Below are 25,217 nucleotides of genomic sequence, written 5' to 3'. Positions count from 1 at the left end.
AAACCCCCGCGGGAACGGTACAAGTTGACGGGACGTCACATACGTGAAACAGGAAAAAAAGAGGACACAGGGTGAGCGGCTGTTAGCGTTGCGCCGCGTGCGGACCATGAAGAGCGGGTCAGGGCGCGCGGCAGACGGGCGCCGTCGATCACCGAAACTGCGCTGGGCGGCGGTCGCGCCGGCCCTCGCGGCGGTCGCGGCGGCCGCCTTCGTCCTCATCGGGAACAGCGGTGGTCAGACCGGTCGCCGCGCCGTGACGCCGGACGAGGCGAACCGGCTGGCGATCACGCGGTTCCGCAACTACCAGGCGGGCGGCCGCGCGGTGACGATCACCGTGCCGAGCGCGGCGGGCGGGCTGGTCGTCACCGGCTCCGTCGACTACCGCGCCGGGATCGGGTACGGGGTGGTGCGCGGCACCGGCCGGGACGCCTCCGGCGACGGGCTGATCCAGTGGACGGCCGGCACCGTGCTCGTCCACCCCCTGGCGGACGTCCCGGCGACGGCGCCGCCCTCGCCGCCCGCGTCCGGCTGGTACCGCCGCCCGCTCCAGGCGTCGGGCAGTTCCCTGGACAGTTCCCTCGCCATCGCGCTGAGTCTCGGCGCCGACCGGCCGGACAACGCCGAACTGCTGCCGCAGAACGGCGCCGCCCGGATCGGACGGGACACCGTGGACGGCCATCCGGTGGACGTCATGACCGGGCCGGACGCCCGTGCCAGGGCCGGCACCTCGGGCACCGTGCGCTACTGGATCGGCTCGGACGGCACCATGTACCGGGTGCGGGCCGCCGTGGCCTCCGAGCGCCGGCCGCTCGTCATCGACTTCGGCACCGGGAAGTACGTTCCCGTGCGGCCCGCGCCCGGCATCACACCGGCGCGGTAGCCGCCGCTCACGAGGTCTTCACCCGTGCGCCGGCGGCGAGCAGGGACGGCGGCGGCAGGTGGATGCCCGCGGTGTCCGGCAGCTCCGGGACGGCCGGCACCACGGTGGCACCGGTGGTCGTGGCGTTCGGGAACTGCGGCTGGGGGCCGGGCGCGGCCACGTCGGTGAACGGGATGCCCCGGGGCGCCGGGGGCCGCGACCAGGTGCCGGCCGGGCTGGGCGAGCCGGCGCCCTGCGGACAGGCCGCGGTCGCCGCGAGCCGCGCGGGCACGGTTTTGCGCAGCGTGTTGCCGTGCAGGCAGTTGCCCCGGCCGTGGGTGGCGGTGGGGAACGTCCAGCCGACGTCGACGCCGTTGGCGGTGAACTCGTTGTCCGTGATCCGGTTGCCGTCGGACGGCACGTCGGCGGTCGCGGTGATCACGAACCCGGCGTCGGCGTTGCCGGTGATCCGGTTGCGCAGGAACTGGTTGGCGCTGCCGCCGTCGACGCCGACGCCGATGCCCCAGCCCCCGTCGGCCTGTTCGGGGGTCCTCGGCTGCTGGTTGTCCGCGATCAGGTTGCCGGCGATGACGGCACCGCGCTGCGGGAGCAGTTTCTCCTGGTGGTCGGAGTCGGTGGTCAGGCCGACGCGGTTGCCGACGAGGCGGTTGCCGACCACGTACATGTCGCCGCTGGCGTTGGTGCCCTCGTAGCCGACCGCGTTGAGTTCGGCGATGTTGTCCCGCACCACGACGCGGCACGGCCTGCACTGTCCGACGTAGATCCCTGAGTCGGCGCCGCCCGAGGTGTAGGAGTGCTCGATGACGCCGTTCTGCGCGGAGAACGCGTAGATGCCGTACAGGCCGTTGCGCGTCGCGGTCACGTACGAGACGAGGAACGACTTCAGGAAGGTGACGGGTTCGTCGCCGGTGTCGTAGCCGCCGCTGTGCCCCGGCAGTCCGGCGACCGCCGCCGCCGAACCGGTCACCAGCACCCCGTTCTGCGTGTTGTTCTCGACGGTCAGGTTCTCCACGGCCACCCCGGGCGCCGCGACGACGACACCGTTCGGCTGCCGCAGCCGCCCGTCGATGACGACCTCGTCCCGGGAGGCGCCGCGCAGGGTGACGCGCGGCGTGCGGATCTTCACCGACTCGTGGTACACGCCCGGCGCCACCAGCACCAGGTCACCCGGCCGGGCCAGGGACACCGCCGCCGAGATCGTCGGGGCGTCGGCGGGCACGCGGATCGTCACGTGCGCTCCGTCCGGCCGGCGGCCCTTGTCCTGTCCGCCGCCGCCACCGCCGCAGCCGGCCACCAGGGTCAGCGTGCCGAGCACCGCCGCCATCACGCGAAGAGCTAATCGAGACATGGCCCCAGAATGGCATGATCGGCGAATTCCGCACGGGAATCGCGAAGTTGGGCGGCATGCGCGGTTCGGGTGTGGCACTCTGCACCCCATGCGCCGAGTCGATCACCGCCCGTCACGCCGCGCGTTCCTGGATGTCACCGGCGCCCTGGCGGCCGCCGGGCTGACCGCCGGGTGCACCCCGGACCCCGCCCGGCCCCGCCCGGCCGCGACGGCGACACCCGCGGCGGCGACCACCGCGGCGGTGCCGGCGACGGGCCGGTACCAGGCAGGTGTCACGCTTCCCCGGCCGGCCCAGCACAACCTGCTGGCCGTGGTGGCCGACCTCGCCGCCGGAGCGGCGGTCGGCCCGCTGCTGGCCGAACTCGGCGACACGATCCGGGCCCTGACCGCGGGGACCGACCGCCGGCTGCTGGGCCTTTCGCCGGGCGATCTCACCGTGACCGTCGGCGTGGGGCCGCGGCTGGTGCGCGCGGCCGGTGCCTCGCTGCCCGGCGCGGCCGGCCTCCCGCGGTTCTCCCGCGAACGGATCGCCCCCCGCGAGCGCGGCGGCGACCTGCTGCTGCAGATCTGCGCGAGCGACGCGCTGCTCGTCCCGGTCGCCGCCGCCGCGCTCCTGGACCAGGCCGGGGACCGCGTCCGCGAACGCTGGCGGCAGTCGGCACGCCGCGGTGCGGACGTGCCCGTCGGTGAGGGTCTCGCCGCGCCCCGCAACCTGCTCGGCTTCATCGACGGCATCGTGGGCCCGCACACGGCCGCCGAACAGCGTCGCGACCTGTGGCTGTCCGGGCCCCCGGAGGTCGCCGGCGGCACCCTCGCCGTCGTACGGCGCATGGAGCTGGACCTGCCGCGGTTCGCCGCGTTGTCCGTGGCCCAGCAGGAGGCGGTCTTCGGGCGGCGCCGGGCCAGCGGCGTGCCCCTCTCCGGCGGCACCGCCGCGTCCGGCCCGGAACTCGGCGCGAGGACGCCCGACGGGCGCTATCTCGTCCCCGTGGACGCCCATGTGCGCCGGGCGCACGCCACCGCGGTGGGGGTCGGCCTCATGCTCCGCCGCTCCTACAGCATCGACGAGCCCGCCCCGGGCCTGCTCTTCATCAGCTTCCAGAACGACCTGCGCACCTTCACCGCCACCCTCACCCGCATGGACGCGTCCGACGCGCTGCTGTCCTTCACCACGACGACCGCCAGCGCGTCGTTCCTGGTCCTGCCGGGCTTCGACCGCCGGCACCCGCTCGGCTCCCGGCTGTTCGGCTGAGTCCGACTCGGCGTTCGTACCGGCGCAGCCGCAGGGCCGCCGTCCTCCGGGCGTCGATGCGGGTGCGGCTGGGCGAGGCGCAGGGGACGTCCCTGACCTACGCGTCGATGGCATCGCGGCGGGCGCCCCCCGTGTCGGCCCTGCACGCCGGCGTGGGAGACGGAGGGCCGTACCGGCGTCTTTCGAGAATGTTTTCGGTCTCGCACCAAACATTCACAGCGGTGCCTAGGAACGCGGCGCGCGTCGACCCTAGTCTTCCGGGCGTCATGGACTACTGCCTCCCGTGCCGACGGCACCTCAACGGCGCCCTGGTCTGCCCGGGGTGCGGAACACCGGCCGACCGCATACCCGGTCCGGCACGCGTGGAGCCGGAACACGCGCGGCCGGAGCCCGGGTCGGGGCCGGAGGGCGAGGCCCCGCGCGAGGAGCCCGCGAGGGGCCGCTCCGACCGGCGCAGCCGCAGGGCGGCCGCCCACCGCCGCCGTCGCCGCCGTGCCGTCCTCCTCGGCGCCGGCCTCGTCCTGGCGGCGGGCGGGCTCGGCTTCGCCGAACTGGGGACCGACGCGCCGCTGCCGTTCACCGGCGGCGGTACGGCCGCGGCCACCGACACCTCGGCCGGCGGCGACACCTCCGCCCCGCAGGGCCGTACGACCGCACCCGCCCAGGCCGGCGGCGCTTCCGCGCCCCCCGGCGCCCCGGCGCCCGCCGCCACCGGATCCCCCTCGGGCGGGGCGTCCGCCTCCGCCTCGCCCTCCGCCTCCGCCGCGTCCGCGCCGCCGCCGTCCGCGACCTCCGCCGGCGGCGCGTCCGTCCCGCCCTCCACCGCCCCGCCCACCACGCGGCCGACCGCCGCGCCCCCCACCACCGCCCCGGCGACCTCCGCCCCGCCTCCGGCGCCGTCCCCGACCCGCACCTGCGACCGCTTCCTGTGGTGGTGCACCTGATCGGGGCCGCCGAAGACGTGCGCCTCTCCCATGCCATCGGCCATCCGGGGCATCGATGACACCGAAGGGCCGCCGCGGCGGTTGAGTCGTTACAGGGACAGGTTCTGAAGGAGAACGGATGACGCAGAACATCGCCGTGCACGGCACCGTCGCCGAGGGATTCGAGGCGGTGCGAGAGGAGTTCGCCGCGTTAGTAGCGGCCGAACGGGACGACTACGAGGGCCAGTTGTGCGCCTATGTGCACGGGCGCCGCGTCGTGGACCTGTGGGCGGGCGAGGACGGGGCGGGCGATGCCCTGTACGGCGTGTTCTCGGCCACCAAGGGCGCGGCCCATCTGGTCGCGGCGCTGCTGGTGCAGGACGGCACACTGGAGCTGCACCGCAAAGTCACGTACTACTGGCCCGAGTTCGGCGCCGAGGGCAAGGGCGAACTGACCCTGCGGGACCTGCTGGCGCACCGGGCCGGCCTGGTCGGCACGGACGCCGGGTTCACCCGCGCGGAACTGGCGGACGACCGGGTGATCGCCGAACACCTCGCCGACCAGCGGCCGTTCTGGCGCCCGGGAGCGGCGTTCGGCTACCACGCACTGGTCATCGGCGCGTTGACGGGCGAGGTGGTGCGGCGGGCGACGGGCCGTACGATCCAGGACCTGTACGAGGACCGGGTCCGCGCCCCGTACGGCCTCGACTTCCACCTGGGCCTCCCGGCCTGCGCGGCGCCCCGCTTCCGGTCCGTCCAGCCGCTCGACCCCACGCCCGAGCAGCGGGCGCTCATCGCCGCGCGGCCGACCGGGCCGCACACCCTGGAGGCGATCGCCTACAACCGGCACGCGGCCGAACCGACCGACGTGGAGCGGCTGTACGAGGACCCGCGGATCCGCGCCAAGGGCCCCGCCTCGGTGGGCGGGATCGCCTCGGCGCGGGGGCTCGCGCGGATGTACGCGGCGATGATCGGCGAGGTCGACGGCAAGGCGCCGCTGCTGAAACCGGACACGGTCGCGGAGTTCGGCCGTGTCCACTCCGTCGGCTACGACCTGGTGACCCGCGACCACAGGTCCTTCGCCCTCGGTTTCCAGGCCACCGCGGACCTCTGGCACCCCTTCCTGGGCGCCGGCTCCCTCGGCCACAGCGGCGCCAACGGAACCCAGGGCTTCGCCGACCCCCGCGCCGGTCTCGCCTACGGGTACACGCGGCGCCGCTTCGGCCACCCCGCCGGTGCGGCCCCGGAGAACGACGCGCTGGCGCGCGCGGTGCACTGGGCGGCGCTGGGCGCCGGGTGACCCCTCGGCCGGCCCGCTGCGCCGGGGGCTACGGCTTGACGACCATCTTTCCGGTGTTGTCGCCCCGCAGCAGTCCCAGGAACGCCTCAAGGGTGTTCTCGATGCCGTTCACGACGGTCTCGCGGTACTTCAGCCGCCCCGAGGACACCCACGGCCCGACCTCCTCGACGAACTGCGGCTGGAGATCGCGGTGGTCGTTCACGAGGAAGCCCTCGATACGGCCCCGCGTCTGGATCAGCCGGGCGAGGTTGCGCGGGCCGGGCGCGGGCTCGGTGTCGTTGTAGACCGAGATCATGCCGCAGATCGCGATCCGGCCGCCCTGCCGCAGCGACCCGATCGCCGCCTCCAGGTGGTCGCCGCCGACGTTGTCGAAGTAGACGTCGATCCCGTCGGGCGCGGCGTCGCGCAGCTGCTTCGACACCGGCCCGCTCTTGTAGTTGAAGGCCGCGTCGAAGCCGTACTCCTCCACCAGCAGCCGGACCTTCTCGTCCGAACCGGCCGAGCCGATCACCCGCGAGGCCCCCTTGAGCTTCGCGATCTGCCCCACCTGGCTGCCGACGGCCCCCGCCGCGCCGGACACGAACACGATGTCGCCCTCTTTGAAGGAGGCGGTGCGCAGCAGGCCCGCGTACGCGGTCAGGCCGGTCATGCCGAGCACCCCGAGGTACGCCGACAGCGGGGCCGCGTCCGGGTCGACCTTGACGGCGTGCCGCGCGTCCATCACGGCGTACTCGCGCCAGCCGAAGAAGTGCAGCACGTGGTCACCGGCGGAGATCCCCTCCGCGTGCGACTCGACCACCTCGCCGACCGCGCCGCCCTGCATGACCTTGCCGAGTTCGAACGGCTCGACGTACGACTTCGCGGCACTCATCCGGCCCCGCATGTAGGGGTCCACGGAGAGGTACGTGTTCCGTACCAGGATCTCGCCCTCGCCCGGGGTCGGGACGGGCGTCTCCACGAGCGCGAAGTCCTCCGTCCTCGGCCAGCCGACGGGGCGGCTGAGCAGGTGCCATTCGCGGTTGGTGTGCGTCGTCATCGCGCGGTGCCTTCCATTTACTTCAGTGCCTGAAACAATGGTTAGGCTGAATATTTAAGGTTGTCAAGTAAGACGGTAGGCTGGGGGCATGGCACCACCGCATCCCAGTCGTCCGGACGGGCTCACCCTGGACGTCGTCGAACTGATCGCCGAGGTCGTGGCGCGCTACCACGCGGACTACGACGACGCGGCGGCCGCGCACGCCCTGACCGGCGCGCAGGCCAAGCTGCTCAGCCTGCTGTCCCTCGGGCCGCTGCCCATGCGCAAGCTCGCGCAGAAGCTGAAGTGCGAGCCGTCGAACGTGACCGGGATCGTGGACCGCCTGGAGGCCCGGGGCCTCGCCGAGCGCCGCCCGGACCCCGCCGACCGCCGAGTCAAGATGGCCGCCGCCACCGATGAGGGGCTGCGGGTGGCCCGCGACCTGCGCGAGGGCCTGCGCTTCGCGCGCGAGCCGCTGGCCGGGCTGTCGGAGCAGGAGCGGGGGACGCTGCGGGATCTGCTGCGCCGCATGCTCGACGCGTAAGGTTTCCGCCATGCGTGATCTGGGGGCGGGATTCGGATATGTGCTCGACGGCCAGCGGTGGGTGGCGCGGCACGGGCGGCAGTACGGCGTCGCGCTGCTGCCGGGCCTGATAGCGCTGGTCCTGTACGCGGCCGCGCTGGTCGCGCTCGCGGTGTGGGGCGGGGACGCGGTGAGCTGGGCGACGCCGTTCGCGGACGACTGGCCGAGCCCCTGGGGGACCCTGTTCCGGGGCTTCCTCACGGCCGTGCTGTTCGCGCTGGGGCTGCTGCTGGCGGTGCTGACCTTCACGGCGGTGACGTTGCTGATCGGCCAGCCGTTCTACGAAGGTCTCTCCGAGCGGGTCGACGCCGACGTCTCGCCCGACGGCACGGCTCCCCGCTCGGACCTGCCCCTCGCGCGCGAGCTGTGGATCTCGGCCCGCGACAGCGTACGGATCCTGGTCCGGGCCGCGGTGTGGGGCGTCCTGCTCTTCGCACTGGGCCTGCTGCCCTTCGTCGGCCAGAGCGTCGTCCCCGTCCTCGGCTTCTTCGTCACCGGCTTCTTCCTCACCGAGGAACTGACCTCGGTCGCCCTCCAGCGCCGGGGCGTCGACCTCCGCACCCGTCTGACCCTGCTGCGCTCCCGCCGCATGCTGGTCTGGGGCTTCGGCACACCGCTGGGCCTGGCCTTCCTGGTCCCCTTCGTGGCGATCTTCCTGATGCCGGGGGCGGTGGCCGGCGCGACGCTCCTCGTCCGGGACCTGCTGGGAGAGGAGAACGCCCCCGCGGAGCCCGAGCCCGCCTCCCCGGCACAGACCGCGGAGCGCTGATGCCGCCGGCGCGGGTGCCGCCCCCGGACCCACGCCGTCCCCTCCCCGCGCTCGCCCTCGGGCCCAGCCGTGTGCGGCGGGACCCCGTCGCACCCCCGTCCCGCGCGAGTCGGCCGTGACGGGCCGGGAGAAGGCCGAGCGCACGGACCGCGAGGGCCGCGGCGCCGGTCGCGGGTGATCGCGGCGGACGTCCGGCGCTGCCATGGCGCGCACCTCCCCCGCGCGCGAGGCCGCCGCCCCGGGCGCCCGTCCCGACGGCCGCCGCGTCCCGCCGCCCCCACGGGAACCGGCCGGCCTCTGCCCGAGGGCGTCGCCGGGGGCCGCTTCCCTGCCGAGCCGCCGGGCGGACGCACGGCGGACCCGCCCACGCCCCGCCCGGGACCGGCCGGCGCCCCCTCAGCGGACCGAGAAGCCGTACACCGTCTCCGAGCGGTACACCTCACCGGGGCGCAGCACCGTGGACGGGAAGTCGGGGTGGTTCGGTGAGTCCGGGAAGTGCTGGGTCTCCAGGGCGATGCCGTCGCAGGGGGAGAAGGGGGCCGGGAGGTGGTCGCCGGTGTAGAGCTGGAGGCCGGGTTCGGTCGTGGAGACCGTGAGGGTGCGCCCGGAGGCGGGGTCGTGCAGCTCGGCGACCTCCTCCGGAGTCCGGGTGACGCCCTTGTCGAGCGCGAAGTTGTGGTCGTAGCCCGCACCGACCTTGCGGGCGGTGCGGAAGTCGAAGCGCGAGTCGGTCACGTCCCGCAGCTCCCCCGTCGGGATCAGGTCCTCGGCGACCGGTGTCAACCGGGAGGCGGCGAGCCGTAGTTCGTGCCCGGACGCCGAACCCGACCCGGCACCGGCCAGGTTGAAGTAGCCATGGCTGGTGAGCGCGACCACCGTCGGCGCGTCCGTCGTCGCCTCGTACGCGATCCGCAGCGCGCCGGACGCGTCCAGGGTGTACGTCACCGCCACGTCGAGGCGGCCCGGGAAGCCCTCCTCGCCGTGCGGGCTCACCCGGCTCAGCCGCACCCCGTGCCCGACGCCCGCCGCCTCCCACACCCGCTTGTCGAACCCCCGCGCCCCGCCGTGCAGCACGTTGGGCCCCTCGTTCGGCTCCAGGGCGTACACGGCGTCGTCCAGCGGGAACCGCGCCCCGCCGAGCCGGTTGGCGTACCGGCCGATCAGAGCGCCCAGGTACGGCTCCGGATGCGCGACATAGTCGTCGAGACCGGCGAAGCCGAGCACCACGTCCGCCGTCCGGCCCTCCCGGTCCGGAACCTCCACCGACCGCACGATCCCGCCGTACGTCAGGATCTCCACCCGGGTCCCGCCCCGCTCCAGCGTCCAGCGGTGGACCTCGGTGCCGTCGGGAAGTGTGCCGAAGAGTTCGCTCATGTCGAAACCCTAGGTGACCGGCGCGGTCGTCTGTACCGTGCGGTGCATGCGACCCGTCACCGTGTCGACCGACGTTCCGTACACACCCGCACAGGTCCACGACTTCCTCGACGTGATGGCCCACCACGAGCGCTTCACCGACCACTACCTGACCGACTGGCGCTACAGCGGCCCGAGCCGGGGCCTGGGGGCCCGAGCCACCGTCACCACCGCCCTGGGCGGCGCGAGGACCGACATCGCCATCGAGGTCATCAACTCCGAACCGCCCCACCGCATCGTCGAACACAACGTCAGCGCCGCCGGCCGCCGCCAGGCCCACGGCATATACACCATCGCCCCCCTCCCGGACGGCGGCAGCCGGGTGTCCTTCACCTACACCTGGCTCCGGGCACCCCTGGCCGAACGCCTCCTGGCCCCCCTCGTCCGCGCCGCGATGCGCCGTGCCAACGACACGGTCATGCGGCGCCTGGCCGTCGAACTGGCCCGGCACGAGGGCGATGTCGCTACGCCGTCGGACCCGCCGCCGTGACCGCCCGGTACGCGATGGCCGCGAGGCGCGCCTGGCCGTCCTTGCTGGGGTGGAACCAGTCCCAGTGGCTGAGCTGGTCGGTGTCGAAGCGGTAGTCGTACACCGCGTTGCCGTCGAAGCGGCAGCGGCGGTCGGCGGCGCAGACGTCCTTGAGGACCTTGTTGTAGGCGACGACCCGTTCCTCGACACGGTCGCGCCTGCGCTCGGCCGCCTCGCCGAGGTCGTCGGCGTCGCCGAGCATCGAGGGACAGATGCCGAGCTTCCAGACCTGCTTGCCGAGCGGATTGCCCCGGCCCCGCTCCCAGAGCCGCTTCAGGTTCGGCACGCTCGCGACGTACACCTGCGTCTTCGGGGCCGCCGAGCGCAGCGTGCGCAGCGCCTCCTCGAAGTCCGCGCGGAAGCCGGCGACCGAGGTCATCGCGCGGGTGGAGGACCGGCAGGCGTCGTTCGCGCCGACCATCACCGTGACCAGTTCCGGGTCGCGACTCGCCGCGTCCGCCATCTGCTGCGACAGATCAGCCATTCGGGCGCCCGTCATCGCGTAGTTCCAGCTGTGCGCGGCCGCGCCCGACGCGCCGAGGAGCCGTACCGCCAGACTCTCCACCGTGGCGTCGCTGCCCGTCGCCCAGGACACCTCGGGGCAGTCGGACAGCACCGTGCACGCGTCGAAACCGCGGGTGATGGAGTCGCCGACCGCGGCGATCGAGGCCGGACTGCGGTTCCACACCGGCGCCTTGGCGGCCCGCGCCCCGGTGCCCCGGGCCGCGGGCGAACCCCCGGCCTCGCACCCGGCGACGCCCAGCACGGTGGCCGCCGCCACGGCCAGGGCGGCCCGCGCCCGGTGGCTTCGCTTCCGCATCCCTGGAGTTCTCCTCGCTCGAAGTCGGGTGCTTCCCCCTATGACAACGTGCGAGGGTTCCCGGCGCCCGGCCCGCTGGAACGGACGGGGCCCGTACAGGCGTCCCCCTGGGTGAATGGTGAAGGATTCCTGGCACCGGGACCGACGGTACGTCACACTCCTCGCCCCGCCGCACGGTAGCCTCGCCATCAGCGCGGCCGTCGTGCCACAGCCGCCAGCAAGCCAGCAAGATGTCCCGCTCTGCCCGGAGGTTCCGGTGACGACACGTGGAGTTCTGTACGTGCACTCCGCGCCGCGCGCGCTGTGCCCGCACGTCGAGTGGGCCGTCGCCGGGGTGCTCGGCACGCGCGTCAACCTCGACTGGATCCGCCAGCCCGCGGCCCCGGGCACCTGGCGCTCCGAGTTCTCCTGGCAGGGCCGGCCCGGCACCGCCTCCAAGCTCGCCTCGGCGCTGCGCGGCTGGCACCTGCTGCGGTTCGAGGTGACCGCCGAGCCCTGCGCCGCCGCCGAGGGCGAGCGCTACAGCTGCACCCCCGACCTCGGCATCTTCCACGCCGTCACCGGCATGCACGGCGACATCCTCATCCCCGAGGACCGCCTGCGCGCCGCCCTCACCCGCTCGCAGCGCGAGGAGACCGACCTGGCGGCCGAGATCGCCAAGCTGCTCGGCAAGCCGTGGGACGACGAGTTGGAGCCCTTCAGGTACGCGGGCGAGGGCGCGCCGGTGCGCTGGCTCCACCAGGTGGTCTGAGGACGACCGGGCGGGCCGCCCGGTCCACCCGCACGCGGAAGGGCCCCCACCGGCCGGTGGGGGCCCTTCCGCGTGTACTCAGACGGTGCGGAACGCCAGCACCACGTTGTGCCCGCCGAACCCGAACGAGTCGTTCAGCGCGGCGATGCGACCCTCCGGCAGCTGACGGGCCTCGCCCACGACGACGTCCGCGTCCACCTCGGCGTCGAGGTCCTTCACGTTGATCGTCGGCGGCGCCGTGCGGTTCACCAGCGCCAGGATCGACGCCACGGTCTCGATGCCGCCGGCACCACCGAGCAGGTGACCGGTCATCGACTTCGTGCCGGAGATCGCCATGTGCTCGACGTCGTCGCCGAACACCTTCCACAGCGCCTTGATCTCGGCGACGTCACCCTGCGGGGTGGAGGTGGCGTGCGCGTTGACGTGGACGACCTCGGCCGGCTTCAGATCCGTGCTGTCCAGCAGGTTCTGCAGCGCGTGCGCGATGCCGTTGCCCGAGGGCTCCGGCTGCGTGATGTGGTGGCCGTCGGCGGAGATGCCCTGGCCGACCGCCTCCACGTAGATCCGCGCGCCGCGGGCCTTCGCGTGCTCCTCGGATTCGAGGATGATCACACCGGCACCCTCGCCGAGCACGAAGCCGTCGCGACCGGAGTCGAACGGCCGGGACGCGCCCGCCGGGTCGTCGTTGTTCTTGGACATCGCCATCATGTTGCCGAACGCGGCGATGGGCAGCGGGTGGATCGCGGCCTCGGTGCCACCGGCCACGACCACGTCCGCACGACCGGTGCGGATCATCTCGATCGCGTACCCGATGGCCTCCGCGCCGGAGGCGCAGGCCGACACCGGGGTGTGCACGCCGGCGCGTGCGCCCAGCTCGATACCGACGTTGGCCGCCGGGGAGTTGGGCATGAGCATCGGCACGGTGTGCGGGGAGACGCGGCGGACGCCCTTCTCGCGCAGCACGTCGTACTGGTCCAGAAGCGTGGTCACACCGCCGATCCCGGAGGCGATCACGGTACCGAGACGGTCGGGGTTGACGGAGGCGTCCTCGCCGGCCCTGGCGGTGAAGCCGGCGTCCTTCCATGCCTCGCGCGCGGCGATCAGCGCGAACTGGGCCGAGCGGTCGAGCTTGCGGGCCTGCGGCCGGGGGATGATCTCGCCCGGCTCGACGGCGACGCGGGCGGCGATGCGGACCGGGAGGTCCGCCGCCCACTCCTCCTCCAGGAGACGGACACCGGACTTGCCGGCGACCAGGGCCTCCCAGAACGAAGCTGCGTCGCCACCCAGCGGTGTGGTTGCGCCGATACCGGTGACGACCACGGTGCGATTGGTCGGGCTCACGGGAATTCTCTCTCCAACGGATGCGGGAATCTACGGCGCCACCGCCGGGTGGCGGGGCCTTGCAGCCTGACAGCCTTGCGGCCTGACGGGCCGTAGGGCCTCAGCGAATGGCTCAGGCCTGGTGCTTGAGGATGTAGTCGGTCGCGTCGCCGACCGTCTTGAGGTTCTTGACGTCCTCGTCCGGGATCTTCACGTCGAAGCGCTCCTCGGCGGCGACGACGACCTCGACCATGGACAGCGAGTCGACGTCCAGGTCGTCGGTGAAGGACTTGTCCAGCTGGACGTCCTCAACCGGGATGCCGGCGATCTCGTTCACGATTTCGGCGAGACCCGCGACGATCTCTTCCTGAGTGGCGGCCATGTCAGGCGCTCCTTCTTCGATATTCCAGACGGTTTGTGGCATTTTTCCCCCCACCGGATCGCATGATCCGGCACGGAGTGCCTAGGGGAGGGTAACGACCGTGGCGGCGTAGACGAGACCCGCCCCGAATCCGATGACGAGCGCGGTGTCGCCGCTCTTCGCCTCCCCGGTCGCCAGGAGCCGCTCCATGGCGAGCGGAATCGAGGCGGCCGAGGTGTTGCCGGTGGTGCGGATGTCACGGGCGACCGTGACGTGCTCCGGCAGCTTGAGAGTCTTCACCATCGAGTCGATGATCCGCACATTGGCCTGGTGCGGGATGAAGACGTCCAGGTCGTCCGGCGAAAGCCCGGCGGCGTCCAGCGCCTCCTTGGCGACCTTCGCCATCTCGAACACGGCCCAGCGGAACACCGCCTGGCCCTCCTGCGTGATCGCGGGGAACTTGATGTTTCCCTCGCTGTCCAGCGGAAGCTCGTTGACGTCGCCGACGTGGAAACGGTCCCACGAGACGGTCTGCTTGATGATCGTGGCCTTGTCGCCCTCGGAGCCCCACACGGTCGGGCCGATGGCCGGTTCCTTGGAGGGGCCCACGACGACCGCGCCGGCGCCGTCGCCGAACAGGAAGGCCGTGGCGCGGTCCTCCAGGTCGGTCAGGTCGCTGAGCCGCTCGACGCCGATGACGACGACGTACTCGGCGGAGCCCTCCACGATCATGCCCTTGGCCAGGGTGAGGCCGTAGCCGAAGCCCGCGCAGCCGGCCGAGATGTCGAAGGCGGCCGCCTTGCCGGTGCCGAGCCTGTCGGCGATCGTGGTGGCGATGGCCGGGGTCTGGGCGAAGTGCGACACCGTCGACACGACGACCGCGCCGACCCGCGAGGCGTCGATGCCGGCGTCGGCGATCGCCTTGCCGGCCGCCTCGACGGACATCGCGGCCACGGTCTCCTCGGGGCCCGCCCAGTGCCGGGTCTCGATGCCGGAGCGGGAGCGGATCCACTCGTCGGACGAGTCGATCTTCTCCAGGATCACCTCGTTGGGCACCACACGGGTCGGGCGGTAGCCGCCGACACCGAGGATGCGCGCGTACGGGGCGCCCTTGCTGGGCTTGATCTTCGCCATCTACGGCTCCTTAGGCGTCAGGCGTCGACGTGCTCGGTGATGAGCGCACGGGCCGCGTCGAGGTCGTCAGGGGTCTTCAGGGCCAGCGTCTTGACGCCGGGCAGCGCCCGCTTGGCCAGTCCGGTCAGCGTGCCGCCGGGGCACACCTCGATGAGCGCGGTGACGCCCAGTTCCTTGAACGTCTCCATGCACAGGTCCCAGCGCACCGGGTTCGCGACCTGGCCGACCAGGCGCTCCAGGACCTCGGCGCCGGAGGCGACCGCCGCGCCGTCCTTGTTGGAGACGTAGGTGACCTTGGGGTCGGCCGGGGCGAGGTCGGCGGCGGCCTTGGCCAGCGTCTCGACCGCCGGGGCCATGTGCCGGGTGTGGAAGGCGCCGGCCACCTTCAGCGGAACGACCTTGCGGACGCCCTCGGGCTTGTCCTCGTTCAGCGCGGCCAGCTGCTCCAGCGTGCCCGCCGCGACGATCTGCCCCGCGCCGTTGATGTTCGCCGGCGTCAGGCCCAGCTTCTCCAGGTGCGCGACCGAGGTCTCCGGGTCGCCGCCGAGCAGCGCCGACATGCCGGTCTCCGTGATCGCGGCGGCCTCCGCCATGGCCAGACCGCGGGTGCGGACCAGCTTCAGGGCCGCGGCGTCCGTCAGCACGCCCGCGAAGGCGGCCGCGGTGATCTCGCCGACGCTGTGCCCGGCCACCGCGCCCGGCGCGATCTCCGACATGGCACCGAGTGCCGCCGCGGACAGGATCCCGGCGGCGACCAGCAGCGGCTGGGCGACCGCGGTGTCCCGGATCGCGTCGGCGTCGGCCTGGGTGCCGTGATGCACCAGGTCGAGGCCGATGGCGTCCGACCACGCGGCGACACGGTCCGCGGCACCGGGGAGTTCGAGCCAGGGAGTCAGGAAGCCGGGCGTCTGGGCGCCCTGGCCGGGAGCGACGAGTACGAGCACTCTCACACTCTCTCTTGGGTACGGGCACGGCCGCCCGTGGGGACAGGGACGAAGAACACGAAGGGCTTTTGTTGACCTCCGACAAAACCCTATGTCTGGGGGTCGCCGTCGGCCAGGCGCCCCAGGATCAGCGCGATCCGCAGCGTGAACGCGGATCGTACATCCGACGGCGACCAACCGGTGACGTCTGTCACACGTCGGAGCCGGTAGCGCACGGTGTTCGGGTGAACGAAGAGCATCCGGGCCGCGCCCTCCAGGCTGCTCGCCTGCTCCAGGTAGACACTCAGGGTTTCCAGCAGCGCGGATCCGGCCTCTTCCAGCGGTCTGTAGATCTCCTCCACCAACTGGTCACGGGCGCTCGGATCGCCCGCGATGGCGCGCTCCGGCAGCAGATCGTCCGCCAGCACCGGTCGCGGCGCGTCCTGCCAGGCGGTGCACGCCTTCAGCCCCGCCGCTGCGGCCTGCGCGGACCGGGTCGCGGCCAGCAGGTCCGGTACGACGGGACCGGCGACCACCGGACCGGCCGCGTACGGCCCGATCAGCGACTTCGCCACCGCGAGCGGGTTGGGGCTGCCGCCCGCGATCACCACCAGGCGGTCCCCGAGAACGCCGGTGAGCACCTGGAGCTTGGCATGGCGCGCGGCCCGCCGGATCGCCTCCACGGTCAGCTCGCTGTCCCCGTCCGGCGCGGTACCGAGGAGGACGCACACGTGCTCGGGCGAGTTCCAGCCGAGCGCGGCGGCGCGGCTGACCGCGCCCTCGTCGGCCTCGCCGCTGAGCACGGCGTTGACCACCAGCGATTCGAGCCGCGCGTCCCAGGCACCGCGTGCCTCCGCGGCCTGGGCGTACACCTGGGCGGTCGCGAAGGCGATCTCCCGGGCGTACACCAGCAGCGCCTCGCGCAGCACGCGCTCGTCGCCCGGGGCGGCCACCTCGTCGATGGCGCTCTCCATGACCTCGATGGTGGTGCGCACCATCTCCACGGTCTGCCGCAGCGTGATCGCCCGGGTCAGCTCGCGCGGCGCGGTCCCGAAGACGTCCGTGGAGATCGCCTGCGGGGCGTCCGGGTGCCGGAACCACTCGGTGAAGGCCGCGATGCCCGCCTGCGCGACCAGCCCGATCCAGGACCGGTTCTCCGGGGGCATCGCCCGGTACCACGGCAGGGTCTCGTCCATCCGCGCGATGGCCTGCGCGGCGAGACTCCCCGAGGACCTCTCCAGCCGCTTCAGGGTCGCGGCGTGCGTATGGACGGCGGATGTCGCGGGATCACCGCGGTGGGATTCGGGTTCGGGCACGGGGACAAGAGTGCCTTATCCGGACGGGCGCATGCGTCGCCGGGTAGGGAACCCGGCCCCCGTCCGCGTCCGGGACGGGTCTACGGTGGGACCGTGATCGACGTACGGCGCGCCGCCGAGCGCTACCCGGGCGGGGACCCGGCGGCCGGGATCGAGACCCGCCACGCCTTCTCCTTCGGCCCGCACTACGACCCCGACAACCTGCGCTTCGGCCCGCTGATCGCCTGCAACGAGGAACGGCTCGCGCCCGGCGCCGGCTTCGACGAGCACCCGCACAGCCACACCGAGATCGTCACCTGGGTCGTCGAGGGCGAGCTGACCCACCGCGACTCCGCGGGCCACGAGTCCCGGGTCCGTCCCGGTGACGTACAGCACCTCGGTGCGGCGGCGGGCGTGCGGCACGTCGAACGCAACGACGGCGAGGGGCCGTTGACCTTCCTCCAGATGTGGCTGGCCCCGCTGGAGCCGGGCGGCGAGCCGTCCTACGAGATCGTCCCGGGCATCGCCGACGCCACTCCCTACGCCGTCCCGGCCGCGGGCGCCATGCTGCACGTGCGCCGCCTGGCCGCGGGCGAGCGGACCGCCGTACCGGACGCGGCCCGCCTGTACGTCCATGTCGTGCGCGGCGAGGTGCGGCTGGACGGCGAGGAGCTGGGGGCGGGGGACGCGGCCCGGATCACCGACGCCCGCGCTCTCGCGGCGGTGGCGGTGACCCCGGCCGAGCTGCTCGTGTGGGAGCTGACCGGCTGACGGCTCAGTCGCTCGCGGGCTCCGCGTTGCGCCAGATCGTCATGTCGAGCGTGATGTAGTCGCTCGGGCTGCCGCGGCCGGCGGAACCCCGGTAGGTGACCAGGCCGATATGGCCGGAGACGGTGTGCACGCAGATCTGCGAGCCCGCGCTGAGCTGGGACAGGTGGATCTTCTCGGCGTAGCGGGTCACCTTGCGGCAGGTGGCCAGGGAGCCGTGCTCGGCGTTGTCGAGCAGGACCACCCTGTCCCCGGCGGTGCCCACGACGGGCGTCTCGTCCTCGGAGTAGTCCGGGTCGTCGTCGTAGTAGAAGTCCGCGCCGTCGCCGAAACTGGCGTTCGAGGTGTTCTGCTCGTTCACCGGCTTGGGCGGCGAGTCGGCGAACCGGACCCAGTAGCCCCTGGGGAGGTTGATGCCCTTGAAACTGACCGGTTTGGGGTCGGGCCGGTGCCGACCGGTCGAGGACGAGGGGGCCTGCGAGGAACCGTTGCCGGAGGAGTCGCCGAGGTTGCTGAGCACCGAGACGCAGCCGGCGCCCCACAGCAGGGCGAAGCCGACGGCGGCCCCGATGGCGATCTTCCGGCCGACGCCGCGCTTCGGCTTCGGCGGCTGATAGAGGTAGGGCTGGACGTACGGGGGGTACGGCCGCGGGGGTGCCGGGTGCTGGTGGACGGGGGCGTGCGGCGGCCGGGCGGTTGCCGTGGGGGCGGCGTGCGGCGGGGTCGCCCCGGGCGGGGGAGGGGTGGCCCGTGGGGCGGCCGGCGCGAAGGGGCCGGGCCGGGTGAGCGGTGCCGTGGGCGGCGGGGCGGCCGGGGCGGCCGCGAGCGCTGCCGAGGCGGAGACGCGCTGGGTGATCTGCGCGGTGAGCGCCTTCGGCAGCCAGGACCCGGACTGCCGCAGCGGCGTCGGCGACGCCTGCTGGCACAGCGCGACCACCTCGGCGGGGGTGGGCCGCGCGGCGGGGTCCTTGGCCAGGCACCGCGCCACGAACGCCAGTTGGCCGGGCATGCCGGCGAGGTCGGGCTCCTCGTGCACGATCCGGTACAGCACCGCGTGCGAGGGGCCGTCGCCGTACGCGCCCTGGCCGAGCGCCGCGAACACCGCGACCTGGCCCAGCGCGAACACGTCCGAGGCGGGCGTGACCTCGCGGCCCGCCGCCTGCTCGGGCGACATGAACGCGGGGGTGCCGACGGAGACGCCGGTGCCGGTCAGGGCGGTGGCGTCGGCGGCGCGGGCGATGCCGAAGTCGATCACGCGGGGGCCGTCCCCGGCCAGCAGCACATTGGACGGCTTCAGATCGCGGTGCACGATGCCCGCGCCATGGATCACCGACAGCGCCTCGGCCACCCCCGCGAGCAGCAGCAGGACCGAGGGCAGCGGCAGGGGGCCGTGCTCGGCGACCGCCGAGGCCAGCGAGGGCCCGGCGACGTAGGCGGTGGCCAGCCAGGGCCGGGCGCCCTCGGTGTCGTAGTCGATGACCGGCGCGGTGTACAGGCCCTGCACCCGCTGCGCCGCCTGTACCTCCTGCCGGAACCGGCGCCGGAACTCCCCGTCCTCGCCGAGCTCCGGCCGGATCGTCTTCAGGGCGATCGGGTGCCCGCCGGGTGTGTACGACAGGTACACCGTGCCCATGCCGCCCGAACCGAGCCGGGCGGCGAGCCGGTAGCCCGCCACCGCCTGAGGATCACCGCTGTCCAACGGCCGCAACCCGCCGTCGGCCCGAACCCCGCTCATCGTCTCCCCCGATGCCTACCGCTGGTGAATCTCCTGGTGCACGGGGGAGGTTATCGGACCGACGGTCAACGCACCCCGCGCGTCTCGCCCAGTACCGCGTCCGTGAACACCGGCCACGCCTCGATGGCCCAGGGGCCGAAGGCGCGGTCGGCCAGGGCGGCGCAGGCGAGGTTCGCGTCGGGGTCGATCCACAGGAACGTACCAGCCTGCCCGAAGTGGCCGAAGGTGCGCGGGGAGGAGGAACGGCCCGTCCAGTGGGGGGACTTGGCGTCGCGGATCTCGAAGCCGAGGCCCCAGTCGTTCGGGTTCTGGTGGCCGTAGCCCGGCAACACGCCCTTGGTACCGGGGAACTGGACCGTCATCGCCTCCGCGACCGTGCGCGGGTCCAGCAGCCGGGGTGCCTGCACCTCGGCCGCGAACCGCAGCAGGTCCTCGACCGTCGAGACGCCGTCCTTCGCGGGGGAGCCCGCGAGCGAGGTGGACGTCATGCCCAGCGGGTCCAGCACCGCCTGCCGCGCGTACTCGGCGAACGGGATGTCCGTCGCCTTGGCGATGTGGTCGCCGAGCTGCTCGAACCCGGCGTTGGAGTACAGCCGCCGCTCCCCGGGCGGCGCCGTCACCCGGTGCTCGTCGAAGGCGAGGCCCGAGGTGTGCGCCAGCAGGTGCCGCACCGTCGCCCCGGGCGGTCCGGCCGGCTCGTCCAGCTCGATCGCCCCCTCCTCGTACGCCACCAGCGCCGCGTACGCGGCCAGCGGCTTGGTGACCGAGGCGAGGGGGAAGCGGTGGCCGACGGGGCCGTGCGTCCCGAGGACGGTCCCGTCGGCTCGTACGACACCCGCCGCCGCGGTGGGCACGGGCCAGTTCTCGATCGACGCCAGGCTGTTCAACGACATGGGGCCGAGCCTATGCGGCTCACAGCAGCAGCCGCATCGAAGGGTCCGGGTCCTGGGTGAAGCCCAGGGCCTCGTACAGCGGCTGGGCGTCCGGCGAGGCGGTGAGCAGGACGTGCCCGGTGCCCCTGGCCCGGAACCAGGCCAGCAGCTCCTCCACGCACATCCGCGCGTAGCCGCGGCGCCGGGCGTCCGGGTCCGTCGCCACGCTGAAGACGGTCCCGACCCGGCCCCGCGGGTCGCGGGGGCTGCCGACGCGGTAGTCCACCGTGCCCGCCGCCAGCGCGGCCAGCCCGCCCGGCCGCTCCGGGGACTCGACGACGAACGCCGCGAAGTCCCCGTCGGCCTCGGCCAGCCGCTCGCGCACCAGGGGCAGGGACTCGGCCTGCCAGCTCGTCGCTCCGGACGCGCCCAGCCGCCCCAGTGAATCGAACATGACCTGACGCAGCCGCAGTACCTCGGTGGCGTCCTCGGGCGTGGCCCGTCGTGCGAGACTCATGCCCCGCACGCTATCCGGCGGCCCCCGCCCGGTCCCGCGGTTTTCTTACCGGCTCCGCTTGCTTGGAGTGCACTCGAAGGCCATAGCGTTGAGCCATGACGGTGATGCAGACCACCCCTGCGACCCTTGAGGACTCCCGCCCCGCCGACATCTGCTCCGCGCGTCCCCCGCGCCACCCGCGCCCGGACGGGCAGGACCACTACACGATCAGTGAGGTCGCCGCCTTCACCGGCCTGACCGCGCACACGCTGCGCTGGTACGAACGGATCGGCCTGATGCCGCACGTCGACCGCTCGCACACCGGTCAGCGCCGCTACCGCAACCGCGACCTGGACTGGCTCGACCTGGTGACCAAGCTGAGGCTGACCGGCATGCCGGTGGCGGACATGGTCAGGTACGCGGAACTGGTGCGCGAGGGGGCCGGTACCTACCGGGAGCGGCAGGAACTGCTGGAGCAGACCCGCCGGGACGTGCTCGGCCGGATCGCGGAGCTGCGGGACACGCTCGCCGTGCTCGACCGCAAGATCAGTTTTTACGCCACAGAGGGGAACAATCGATGACCGACGCCAGGATTCCGACGGCACGCCTGGGAGCGCAGGGGCCCGAGGTCGGCGTACAGGGACTCGGCTGCATGGGCATGAGCTTCGGCTACGGCCCCACCGACACCGCGCAGGCGCGCGCCGCCCTGGACCGGGCGCTGGAGCTGGGCGTGACCCTCTACGACACCGCCGACGCGTACGGCGCGGGCGAGAACGAGCGGTTCCTCGCCCCGTTCTTCCGGGCCCACCGCGACGAGGTGGTGATCGCCACCAAGTTCGCCCTGTCCATTCCCGAGGACGACCCGACCAGGCGGATCATCCGCAACGACGCCCCGTACATCCGCGAGGCCGTCGAGGGCAGCCTCCAGCGGCTCGGCGTCGACGTGATCGACCTCTACTACATGCACCGGCGCGACGTGAACGTGCCGATCGAGGAGACCGTCGGCACGATGGCGGAGCTGGTGCGCGAGGGCAAGGTCAAGCACCTGGGCCTCAGCGAGGTCACGGCGCGGGAACTGCGCGCGGCGCACGCCGTGCACCCGATCGCGGCCGTGCAGTCGGAGTGGTCGCTGTTCAGCCGGGACATCGAGGCGCACGTCGTGCCGGCGGCGCGGGAGCTGGGCGTCGCCCTGGTGCCGTACTCGCCGCTCGGCCGGGGCTTCCTCACGGGGTCCTTCGCCAACGCCGACAAGGACCTCACGACCGACGACTTCCGCCGCCAGCAGCCCCGCTTCACCGGCGACAACGCCGCCGCGAACGCGGCCCTGCTCCAGCCCCTGCACACCATCGCCGCCGCCCACGGAGCCACCCCGGCCCAGATCGCCCTGGCCTGGGTCCAGCAGCGCGCCGCCGTCGACTCCCTGCCGGTCGTCCCGATCCCGGGCACCCGCAAGGCGAACCGGGTGGAGGAGAACGTGGCCGCGACCCGGATCACCCTGACCGAGGCCGAGCTGGCCCGACTGGAGCCGATCGCGGGCAAGGTGGCGGGCGACCGGTACGCGGACATGACGTTCACCTCGGCGGGCCGGGAGCGGCTCTAGAGTTCGGCCAGCAACTCGGCCTTCTTGCTGGAGAACTCCTCGTCGGTGACCAACCCGGCCTGATGCAAGTCCCCCAGGTGCCGGATCCGCTCGGCGATGTCCGCGGGATCACGACGGCACCGCGGCACCGCCGGCACCGGCCCGCGTGAGCGGACCGCCGCGAGAACCGCCGCGGCGAACGGCAGCGACTCGTGCACCGGGCCGTACCCGAGTCCGAACACCACCGCGGCCGGGTCCTGGTCGGGCGCGGCGACCGGGTCCGAACCCGAGGCGCGGAGCCGTAGGTACCCCTCCAGCGCTTCGGGGGAGCGCCACTCCACGCCGCTGAGGTCGGCGACCGCGTAACTCTGGTCGCCGGCCTTCCACTTGGCCGTGGACGCGCCGGTCCAGGACCACCGGAACTGCACGGAGGTCCCGTCGAACGTCGCCTTCCCGTCGTACGCCTTGAACTGCAACGGCGCCGCGGGCGCGGCCACCAGATAGCGGTCCGCCGGCCCCGGCTCCGTCAGCCGCGCCGCCAGTTCCTCGGCGCGGGACGCCGCCTCGGGCTCCCGCTCGGCCGGCAGGACCAGCCGGTACGGGTCGGAACCCTCCTTCAGCTGCCCGTCCGCCGCCTCCATGAGCGGATCCGCACCGGAACGGGGCACCAGACGCAGCACGAGGGTGCCGCGCTTGCCCGGAGCGAGCGTGACCTCCTCGACGGCGGACAGCGGTATCCGCCGCTCCCCGAGCGCCTGGAACAACTTCGGTGTTCGAATCCCCCGTTCGTAGCGGATGAGCACGGAGTCGGACTCGAACTCCCAGACGGCATGAAAACCCGCCAGTACGTCACCCATGCGGCTCATCGTATGCGGCACGTGCCCCTCCGTCGCCACCCGCGCAGACCGCACTTCCTGCTGTTTCTACGCGCGTTGGGCCGTCGTCGTCGCGGGCAGACCTGCCCGGCAGGCGTCACTTCCGCCGGCGCACTCCACCGAGTCGTACGCGCCCGTGCCGATGTCCGCGAGGTTGCGCAGACTGTCCGTGCCCGGCGTGAAGTACCCGGCGTGGCCCTGCGCGTCCCGCGCGGACAGCACCCGGGCGCCGAAGCCCGCGGCGACCGGATCGGCGCCGTGCCCGAGCCCGCCCAGCTCCAGGTACGGCACGTCCTGGATCCAGTCGGTGGCGTCCCGCATGGCCCACACCCGGGCGGTGGTGCCGAGGTTCGCGGCCCTGGAGACGCGCATGCCGGGGCTGGCGGCCACCGCTATGTCGGCGACCCGCCGGGGCATGTCGTGCGCGGCGACCCCGCACAGCACGGAGCCGTAGCTGTGGCAGAACATCGACACCGGGGCCCGGCCCGGCAGGGCGCGCAGCAGCGCGTTCAGCCGCAGGGAGCCCTCCGCCGCGCGCGCTCCGGTGGCCGCGTCCACGCCGAGGCCGTCGGGGGAGGTGTAGTCCGCCCAGGCGATCACGGCCGTACGGGTCCCGGGGGCGGCCGCGCGTTCCGCCGCGTACAGCGCCTTGGCCATGCCGACCGGGGCGGTGTAGGGGCGGTTGGTCTTCTGGAAGCTGAGCAGGTCGGTGTCCACGCCGGGCACGACGACCGAGATCCGCTGCGCCCTGGTCAGGTTCCCGAACACCTCGGCGACGCGGCCGGTGCCCTCCGGGTCGAAGGAGAGGATCTGGCGGCCGGGGTCCAGCAGCGACGCGTAGCGGTGCATGCGGCGCCCGGCGTCCTGCTGGCCCGCCGCGCTGAGCCGGCTGTCGTGCATGCGGGTGCGCTCGACCGCGCGCTGCTGTTCCAGGGCGATGTGGTTGGCGCGGTAGCGCAGGGAGACCGGCGCGCCGTTCATGTTGCCCACCGCGAGCGGGTAGCGGCGGGCGAGGCGGGCGCGGTCCTGCGCGGAGAGCGAGGTGAAGAACCGGGTGAGCCGCGTGGGACCGGCCCCCGGGTCCGGGAGCCGCGCTCCGTGGAGGCTGCCGTGCTTCCAGCTGTCGAGCGAGGCCTGGAGTTCGCCGGACTCCCGGTGGGTGCGCAGGGCGGTCCAGCCGGTGGTGGCGAGCATCACGAACACGACGGCCAGCGCCAGCATCGCGCGCCAGACGTTGAGTTGCGGGGAGGAGGTGTCGAAGGAAGTCACTGGGAGGACACACTAGGAGAACGAGACGGTCTCGCGGTAACCCAGTGACAGGGATCACGTTTCGGTGGAGATCGAACACTCGGTGAACGATCTTTCGAGCGTGCCCCGGTCGGTCCGCCGGGCACCCCGGCCGCGCCCCTCCGGGCGCACCTCCGACGATCTTTCCGGCGCCGGGGCAACGGCCTCAGCCCGTGCGCCAGTTCCCCCGGAGGGCCGACGTCACCTGGTCGAGGTAGGAGGCGGTGAGCGACCTGACGGCCTCCAGGCTGAAGTCCCGGCCCGTGCACCACTGCCGCTCCGTGACCCTTATCACCCCGCCGAACACCGCCACCACGAGCCTCGGCCGGGGGTCCGTGTCCACGTCCACGCCCTCCCGCTCGGCCAGCAGTCGCGCGAGGGTCTCCTCGACGGCGGTCGAGCGGCGCAGGTGGGCGGCGAGCAGCGCGGGCGTCGACTCGATGGTCCGGTACATGCGCAGGTACAGCTCCATCGGCACGGCCGACTCGACGGTCTCCCGGAGCGTGTCCCAGCCCTCCAGGACCGCCTGCCGCAGCGCCTCCATCGGCGCCTCGTGCGCCGGCCGGGCGCGCAGGGCGGCCAGGAACAGGGCCTCCGTCATCTCCTGGACCGCGAAGGCCGCGTCCTCCTTGCCCGCGAAGTAGCGGAAGAAGGTGCGCTGCGAGACCTCGCAGGCCGCGGCGATCTCGTCCACCGTGGTGCGCTCGTACCCCTGGGTGGTGAACAGTTCGAGAGCGGCCCGCAGCAGCGACTCCCGGGTACGCCGCTTCTTGCGCTCGCGCAGCGTCTCCATGGCCCCTCGTCGGCCCCTTCCTGAACATCCGGCCAGCTCAGCCCTATGGCAGTGTGCCCTGTCAGTTACCGACTTATGAAATTGTTTGTCAACTGTCAGTGGCTGTCACTAGGCTCGAACACATGACTGGTCAGACCACCATCGACACGACGGAGCCGGGTGACGGAGCCCCGCCGGCCCCGGCGGAGCAAGCCCC

The 25,217-nt window shown here is 73.1% G+C and carries 26 protein-coding genes; 11 read left to right on the top strand and 15 right to left on the bottom strand.

Annotated elements, in window-relative coordinates; genetic code table 11:
* Window positions 1–106 precede the first annotated feature (106 nt).
* Window positions 107–880, top strand: a complete 774-nt coding sequence (locus QSK45_RS07390; protein ID WP_285554662.1) for a hypothetical protein — start codon at window positions 107–109, stop codon at window positions 878–880.
* A 7-nt stretch (window positions 881–887) separates the two neighbouring features.
* Here QSK45_RS07390 and QSK45_RS07385 read toward each other — a convergent pair whose 3' ends face one another.
* Entirely contained in the window at window positions 888–2,228 is a 1,341-nt protein-coding gene (locus tag QSK45_RS07385) for a right-handed parallel beta-helix repeat-containing protein (RefSeq protein ID WP_285554425.1), read from the bottom strand.
* A gap of 88 nt (window positions 2,229–2,316) precedes the next feature.
* Here QSK45_RS07385 and QSK45_RS07380 point away from each other — a divergent pair, with 88 nt between their 5' ends.
* From QSK45_RS07380 to QSK45_RS07370, 3 genes are all read left to right on the top strand, one after another.
* Entirely contained in the window at window positions 2,317–3,480 is a 1,164-nt protein-coding gene (locus QSK45_RS07380) for a Dyp-type peroxidase (protein ID WP_285554424.1), read from the top strand.
* Between the two features lie 266 nt (window positions 3,481–3,746).
* On the top strand, window positions 3,747–4,424 hold the full coding sequence (locus QSK45_RS07375) for an SCO2400 family protein (RefSeq protein ID WP_285554422.1): 678 nt from the start codon (window positions 3,747–3,749) through the stop codon (window positions 4,422–4,424).
* Between the two features lie 118 nt (window positions 4,425–4,542).
* On the top strand, window positions 4,543–5,703 hold the full coding sequence (locus QSK45_RS07370) for a serine hydrolase domain-containing protein (protein WP_285554421.1): 1,161 nt from the start codon (window positions 4,543–4,545) through the stop codon (window positions 5,701–5,703).
* 28 nt (window positions 5,704–5,731) lie between these two features.
* On the opposite strand, the gene QSK45_RS07365 is transcribed toward QSK45_RS07370, so the two are convergent.
* A complete protein-coding gene (locus tag QSK45_RS07365) occupies window positions 5,732–6,739 on the bottom strand; it encodes an NADP-dependent oxidoreductase (RefSeq protein WP_285554419.1) in 1,008 nt (335 codons plus the stop codon).
* A gap of 88 nt (window positions 6,740–6,827) precedes the next feature.
* On the opposite strand from QSK45_RS07365, the gene QSK45_RS07360 reads away from it, so the two are divergent.
* Both QSK45_RS07360 and QSK45_RS07355 read left to right on the top strand, forming a co-directional pair.
* A complete protein-coding gene (locus QSK45_RS07360) occupies window positions 6,828–7,262 on the top strand; it encodes a MarR family winged helix-turn-helix transcriptional regulator (RefSeq protein WP_285554417.1) in 435 nt (144 codons plus the stop codon).
* 10 nt (window positions 7,263–7,272) lie between these two features.
* The gene (locus QSK45_RS07355; RefSeq protein ID WP_285554416.1) at window positions 7,273–8,070 is read left to right on the top strand and encodes an EI24 domain-containing protein; all 798 of its coding nucleotides are present in this window, start codon (window positions 7,273–7,275) and stop codon (window positions 8,068–8,070) included.
* Window positions 8,071–8,466: 396 nt separating this feature from the next.
* On the opposite strand, the gene QSK45_RS07350 is transcribed toward QSK45_RS07355, so the two are convergent.
* Complete coding sequence (locus tag QSK45_RS07350; protein WP_285554414.1) at window positions 8,467–9,444, bottom strand: aldose epimerase family protein; 978 nt, start codon at window positions 9,442–9,444, stop codon at window positions 8,467–8,469.
* A gap of 46 nt (window positions 9,445–9,490) precedes the next feature.
* Between QSK45_RS07350 and QSK45_RS07345 the strand changes: the two genes are divergently transcribed.
* Window positions 9,491–9,973: an SRPBCC family protein gene (locus tag QSK45_RS07345; protein WP_285554413.1), complete on the top strand. Its 483-nt coding sequence runs from the start codon at window positions 9,491–9,493 to the stop codon at window positions 9,971–9,973.
* Here QSK45_RS07345 and QSK45_RS07340 read toward each other — a convergent pair.
* The gene (locus QSK45_RS07340) at window positions 9,948–10,832 is read right to left on the bottom strand and encodes an SGNH/GDSL hydrolase family protein (protein WP_285554411.1); all 885 of its coding nucleotides are present in this window, start codon (window positions 10,830–10,832) and stop codon (window positions 9,948–9,950) included. The genes QSK45_RS07345 and QSK45_RS07340 overlap by 26 nt on opposite strands.
* A gap of 256 nt (window positions 10,833–11,088) precedes the next feature.
* On the opposite strand from QSK45_RS07340, the gene QSK45_RS07335 reads away from it, so the two are divergent.
* On the top strand, window positions 11,089–11,583 hold the full coding sequence (locus QSK45_RS07335) for a DUF3145 domain-containing protein (RefSeq protein WP_285554409.1): 495 nt from the start codon (window positions 11,089–11,091) through the stop codon (window positions 11,581–11,583).
* 78 nt (window positions 11,584–11,661) lie between these two features.
* Here the strand turns inward: QSK45_RS07335 and fabF are convergent, their stop codons facing one another.
* The 5 genes from fabF to fasR form a co-directional block, all read right to left on the bottom strand.
* Window positions 11,662–12,924 (bottom strand): beta-ketoacyl-ACP synthase II, encoded by a 1,263-nt coding sequence (gene fabF, locus QSK45_RS07330; RefSeq protein WP_285554407.1) that lies wholly within the window; start codon window positions 12,922–12,924, stop codon window positions 11,662–11,664.
* Between the two features lie 112 nt (window positions 12,925–13,036).
* Window positions 13,037–13,285: an acyl carrier protein gene (locus QSK45_RS07325; RefSeq protein ID WP_030341284.1), complete on the bottom strand. Its 249-nt coding sequence runs from the start codon at window positions 13,283–13,285 to the stop codon at window positions 13,037–13,039.
* 81 nt (window positions 13,286–13,366) lie between these two features.
* The gene (locus tag QSK45_RS07320; protein WP_285554398.1) at window positions 13,367–14,398 is read right to left on the bottom strand and encodes a ketoacyl-ACP synthase III; all 1,032 of its coding nucleotides are present in this window, start codon (window positions 14,396–14,398) and stop codon (window positions 13,367–13,369) included.
* A gap of 17 nt (window positions 14,399–14,415) precedes the next feature.
* Window positions 14,416–15,342: an ACP S-malonyltransferase gene (locus tag QSK45_RS07315; RefSeq protein ID WP_285554395.1), complete on the bottom strand. Its 927-nt coding sequence runs from the start codon at window positions 15,340–15,342 to the stop codon at window positions 14,416–14,418.
* Between the two features lie 89 nt (window positions 15,343–15,431).
* Window positions 15,432–16,637: a fatty acid biosynthesis transcriptional regulator FasR gene (fasR, locus tag QSK45_RS07310; RefSeq protein WP_285554393.1), complete on the bottom strand. Its 1,206-nt coding sequence runs from the start codon at window positions 16,635–16,637 to the stop codon at window positions 15,432–15,434.
* Window positions 16,638–16,730: 93 nt separating this feature from the next.
* Between fasR and QSK45_RS07305 the strand changes: the two genes are divergently transcribed.
* Complete coding sequence (locus QSK45_RS07305; RefSeq protein WP_285554392.1) at window positions 16,731–17,387, top strand: pirin family protein; 657 nt, start codon at window positions 16,731–16,733, stop codon at window positions 17,385–17,387.
* 4 nt (window positions 17,388–17,391) lie between these two features.
* On the opposite strand, the gene QSK45_RS07300 is transcribed toward QSK45_RS07305, so the two are convergent.
* From QSK45_RS07300 to QSK45_RS07290, 3 genes are all read right to left on the bottom strand, one after another.
* Window positions 17,392–19,119: a serine/threonine-protein kinase gene (locus QSK45_RS07300; RefSeq protein WP_285554391.1), complete on the bottom strand. Its 1,728-nt coding sequence runs from the start codon at window positions 19,117–19,119 to the stop codon at window positions 17,392–17,394.
* A 65-nt stretch (window positions 19,120–19,184) separates the two neighbouring features.
* Complete coding sequence (locus tag QSK45_RS07295) at window positions 19,185–20,012, bottom strand: serine hydrolase domain-containing protein (protein ID WP_285554389.1); 828 nt, start codon at window positions 20,010–20,012, stop codon at window positions 19,185–19,187.
* Between the two features lie 19 nt (window positions 20,013–20,031).
* The gene (locus QSK45_RS07290; protein WP_285554387.1) at window positions 20,032–20,508 is read right to left on the bottom strand and encodes a GNAT family N-acetyltransferase; all 477 of its coding nucleotides are present in this window, start codon (window positions 20,506–20,508) and stop codon (window positions 20,032–20,034) included.
* Between the two features lie 95 nt (window positions 20,509–20,603).
* Between QSK45_RS07290 and QSK45_RS07285 the strand changes: the two genes are divergently transcribed.
* Both QSK45_RS07285 and QSK45_RS07280 read left to right on the top strand, forming a co-directional pair.
* Window positions 20,604–21,068, top strand: coding sequence for a MerR family transcriptional regulator (locus QSK45_RS07285; RefSeq protein ID WP_285554386.1), 465 nt, complete (start codon window positions 20,604–20,606; stop codon window positions 21,066–21,068).
* Window positions 21,065–22,087 (top strand): aldo/keto reductase, encoded by a 1,023-nt coding sequence (locus QSK45_RS07280; RefSeq protein WP_285554384.1) that lies wholly within the window; start codon window positions 21,065–21,067, stop codon window positions 22,085–22,087. Before QSK45_RS07285 ends, QSK45_RS07280 begins: the two co-directional genes overlap by 4 nt.
* Here QSK45_RS07280 and QSK45_RS07275 read toward each other — a convergent pair.
* The 3 genes from QSK45_RS07275 to QSK45_RS07265 form a co-directional block, all read right to left on the bottom strand.
* Complete coding sequence (locus tag QSK45_RS07275) at window positions 22,084–22,923, bottom strand: DUF4429 domain-containing protein (RefSeq protein ID WP_285554382.1); 840 nt, start codon at window positions 22,921–22,923, stop codon at window positions 22,084–22,086. The genes QSK45_RS07280 and QSK45_RS07275 overlap by 4 nt on opposite strands.
* 66 nt (window positions 22,924–22,989) lie before the next feature.
* Window positions 22,990–24,210 (bottom strand): alpha/beta hydrolase, encoded by a 1,221-nt coding sequence (locus tag QSK45_RS07270; protein WP_285554380.1) that lies wholly within the window; start codon window positions 24,208–24,210, stop codon window positions 22,990–22,992.
* A gap of 184 nt (window positions 24,211–24,394) precedes the next feature.
* Entirely contained in the window at window positions 24,395–25,021 is a 627-nt protein-coding gene (locus QSK45_RS07265) for a TetR family transcriptional regulator (RefSeq protein ID WP_285554378.1), read from the bottom strand.
* Between the last annotated feature and the right edge of the window lie 196 nt (window positions 25,022–25,217).

It is taken from the genome of Streptomyces hygroscopicus subsp. hygroscopicus (assembly GCF_030269125.1).
In the GTDB taxonomy this organism is placed as follows: Bacteria; Actinomycetota; Actinomycetes; order Streptomycetales; family Streptomycetaceae; genus Streptomyces; species Streptomyces hygroscopicus_C.
Note: the sequence above shows the minus strand (reverse complement) of the source record. Positions and strands in the feature narration are given on the sequence as shown.

What these genes read in the sequence shown, in the direction of transcription:
- QSK45_RS07290 (WP_285554387.1), bottom strand. Translation starts at nt 20,508, where the DNA reads ATGAGTCTCGCACGACGGGCCACGCCCGAGGACGCCACCGAGGTACTG.
- QSK45_RS07375 (WP_285554422.1), top strand. Translation starts at nt 3,747, where the DNA reads ATGGACTACTGCCTCCCGTGCCGACGGCACCTCAACGGCGCCCTGGTC.
- QSK45_RS07370 (WP_285554421.1), top strand. Translation starts at nt 4,543, where the DNA reads ATGACGCAGAACATCGCCGTGCACGGCACCGTCGCCGAGGGATTCGAG.
- QSK45_RS07280 (WP_285554384.1), top strand. Translation starts at nt 21,065, where the DNA reads ATGACCGACGCCAGGATTCCGACGGCACGCCTGGGAGCGCAGGGGCCC.
- QSK45_RS07345 (WP_285554413.1), top strand. Translation starts at nt 9,491, where the DNA reads ATGCGACCCGTCACCGTGTCGACCGACGTTCCGTACACACCCGCACAG.
- QSK45_RS07300 (WP_285554391.1), bottom strand. Translation starts at nt 19,119, where the DNA reads ATGAGCGGGGTTCGGGCCGACGGCGGGTTGCGGCCGTTGGACAGCGGT.
- QSK45_RS07355 (WP_285554416.1), top strand. Translation starts at nt 7,273, where the DNA reads ATGCGTGATCTGGGGGCGGGATTCGGATATGTGCTCGACGGCCAGCGG.
- QSK45_RS07385 (WP_285554425.1), bottom strand. Translation starts at nt 2,228, where the DNA reads ATGTCTCGATTAGCTCTTCGCGTGATGGCGGCGGTGCTCGGCACGCTG.
- QSK45_RS07365 (WP_285554419.1), bottom strand. Translation starts at nt 6,739, where the DNA reads ATGACGACGCACACCAACCGCGAATGGCACCTGCTCAGCCGCCCCGTC.
- QSK45_RS07340 (WP_285554411.1), bottom strand. Translation starts at nt 10,832, where the DNA reads ATGCGGAAGCGAAGCCACCGGGCGCGGGCCGCCCTGGCCGTGGCGGCG.
- QSK45_RS07325 (WP_030341284.1), bottom strand. Translation starts at nt 13,285, where the DNA reads ATGGCCGCCACTCAGGAAGAGATCGTCGCGGGTCTCGCCGAAATCGTG.
- QSK45_RS07320 (WP_285554398.1), bottom strand. Translation starts at nt 14,398, where the DNA reads ATGGCGAAGATCAAGCCCAGCAAGGGCGCCCCGTACGCGCGCATCCTC.
- QSK45_RS07380 (WP_285554424.1), top strand. Translation starts at nt 2,317, where the DNA reads ATGCGCCGAGTCGATCACCGCCCGTCACGCCGCGCGTTCCTGGATGTC.
- QSK45_RS07285 (WP_285554386.1), top strand. Translation starts at nt 20,604, where the DNA reads ATGACGGTGATGCAGACCACCCCTGCGACCCTTGAGGACTCCCGCCCC.
- QSK45_RS07390 (WP_285554662.1), top strand. Translation starts at nt 107, where the DNA reads ATGAAGAGCGGGTCAGGGCGCGCGGCAGACGGGCGCCGTCGATCACCG.
- QSK45_RS07295 (WP_285554389.1), bottom strand. Translation starts at nt 20,012, where the DNA reads ATGTCGTTGAACAGCCTGGCGTCGATCGAGAACTGGCCCGTGCCCACC.
- QSK45_RS07275 (WP_285554382.1), bottom strand. Translation starts at nt 22,923, where the DNA reads ATGGGTGACGTACTGGCGGGTTTTCATGCCGTCTGGGAGTTCGAGTCC.
- QSK45_RS07360 (WP_285554417.1), top strand. Translation starts at nt 6,828, where the DNA reads ATGGCACCACCGCATCCCAGTCGTCCGGACGGGCTCACCCTGGACGTC.
- QSK45_RS07350 (WP_285554414.1), bottom strand. Translation starts at nt 9,444, where the DNA reads ATGAGCGAACTCTTCGGCACACTTCCCGACGGCACCGAGGTCCACCGC.
- QSK45_RS07265 (WP_285554378.1), bottom strand. Translation starts at nt 25,021, where the DNA reads ATGGAGACGCTGCGCGAGCGCAAGAAGCGGCGTACCCGGGAGTCGCTG.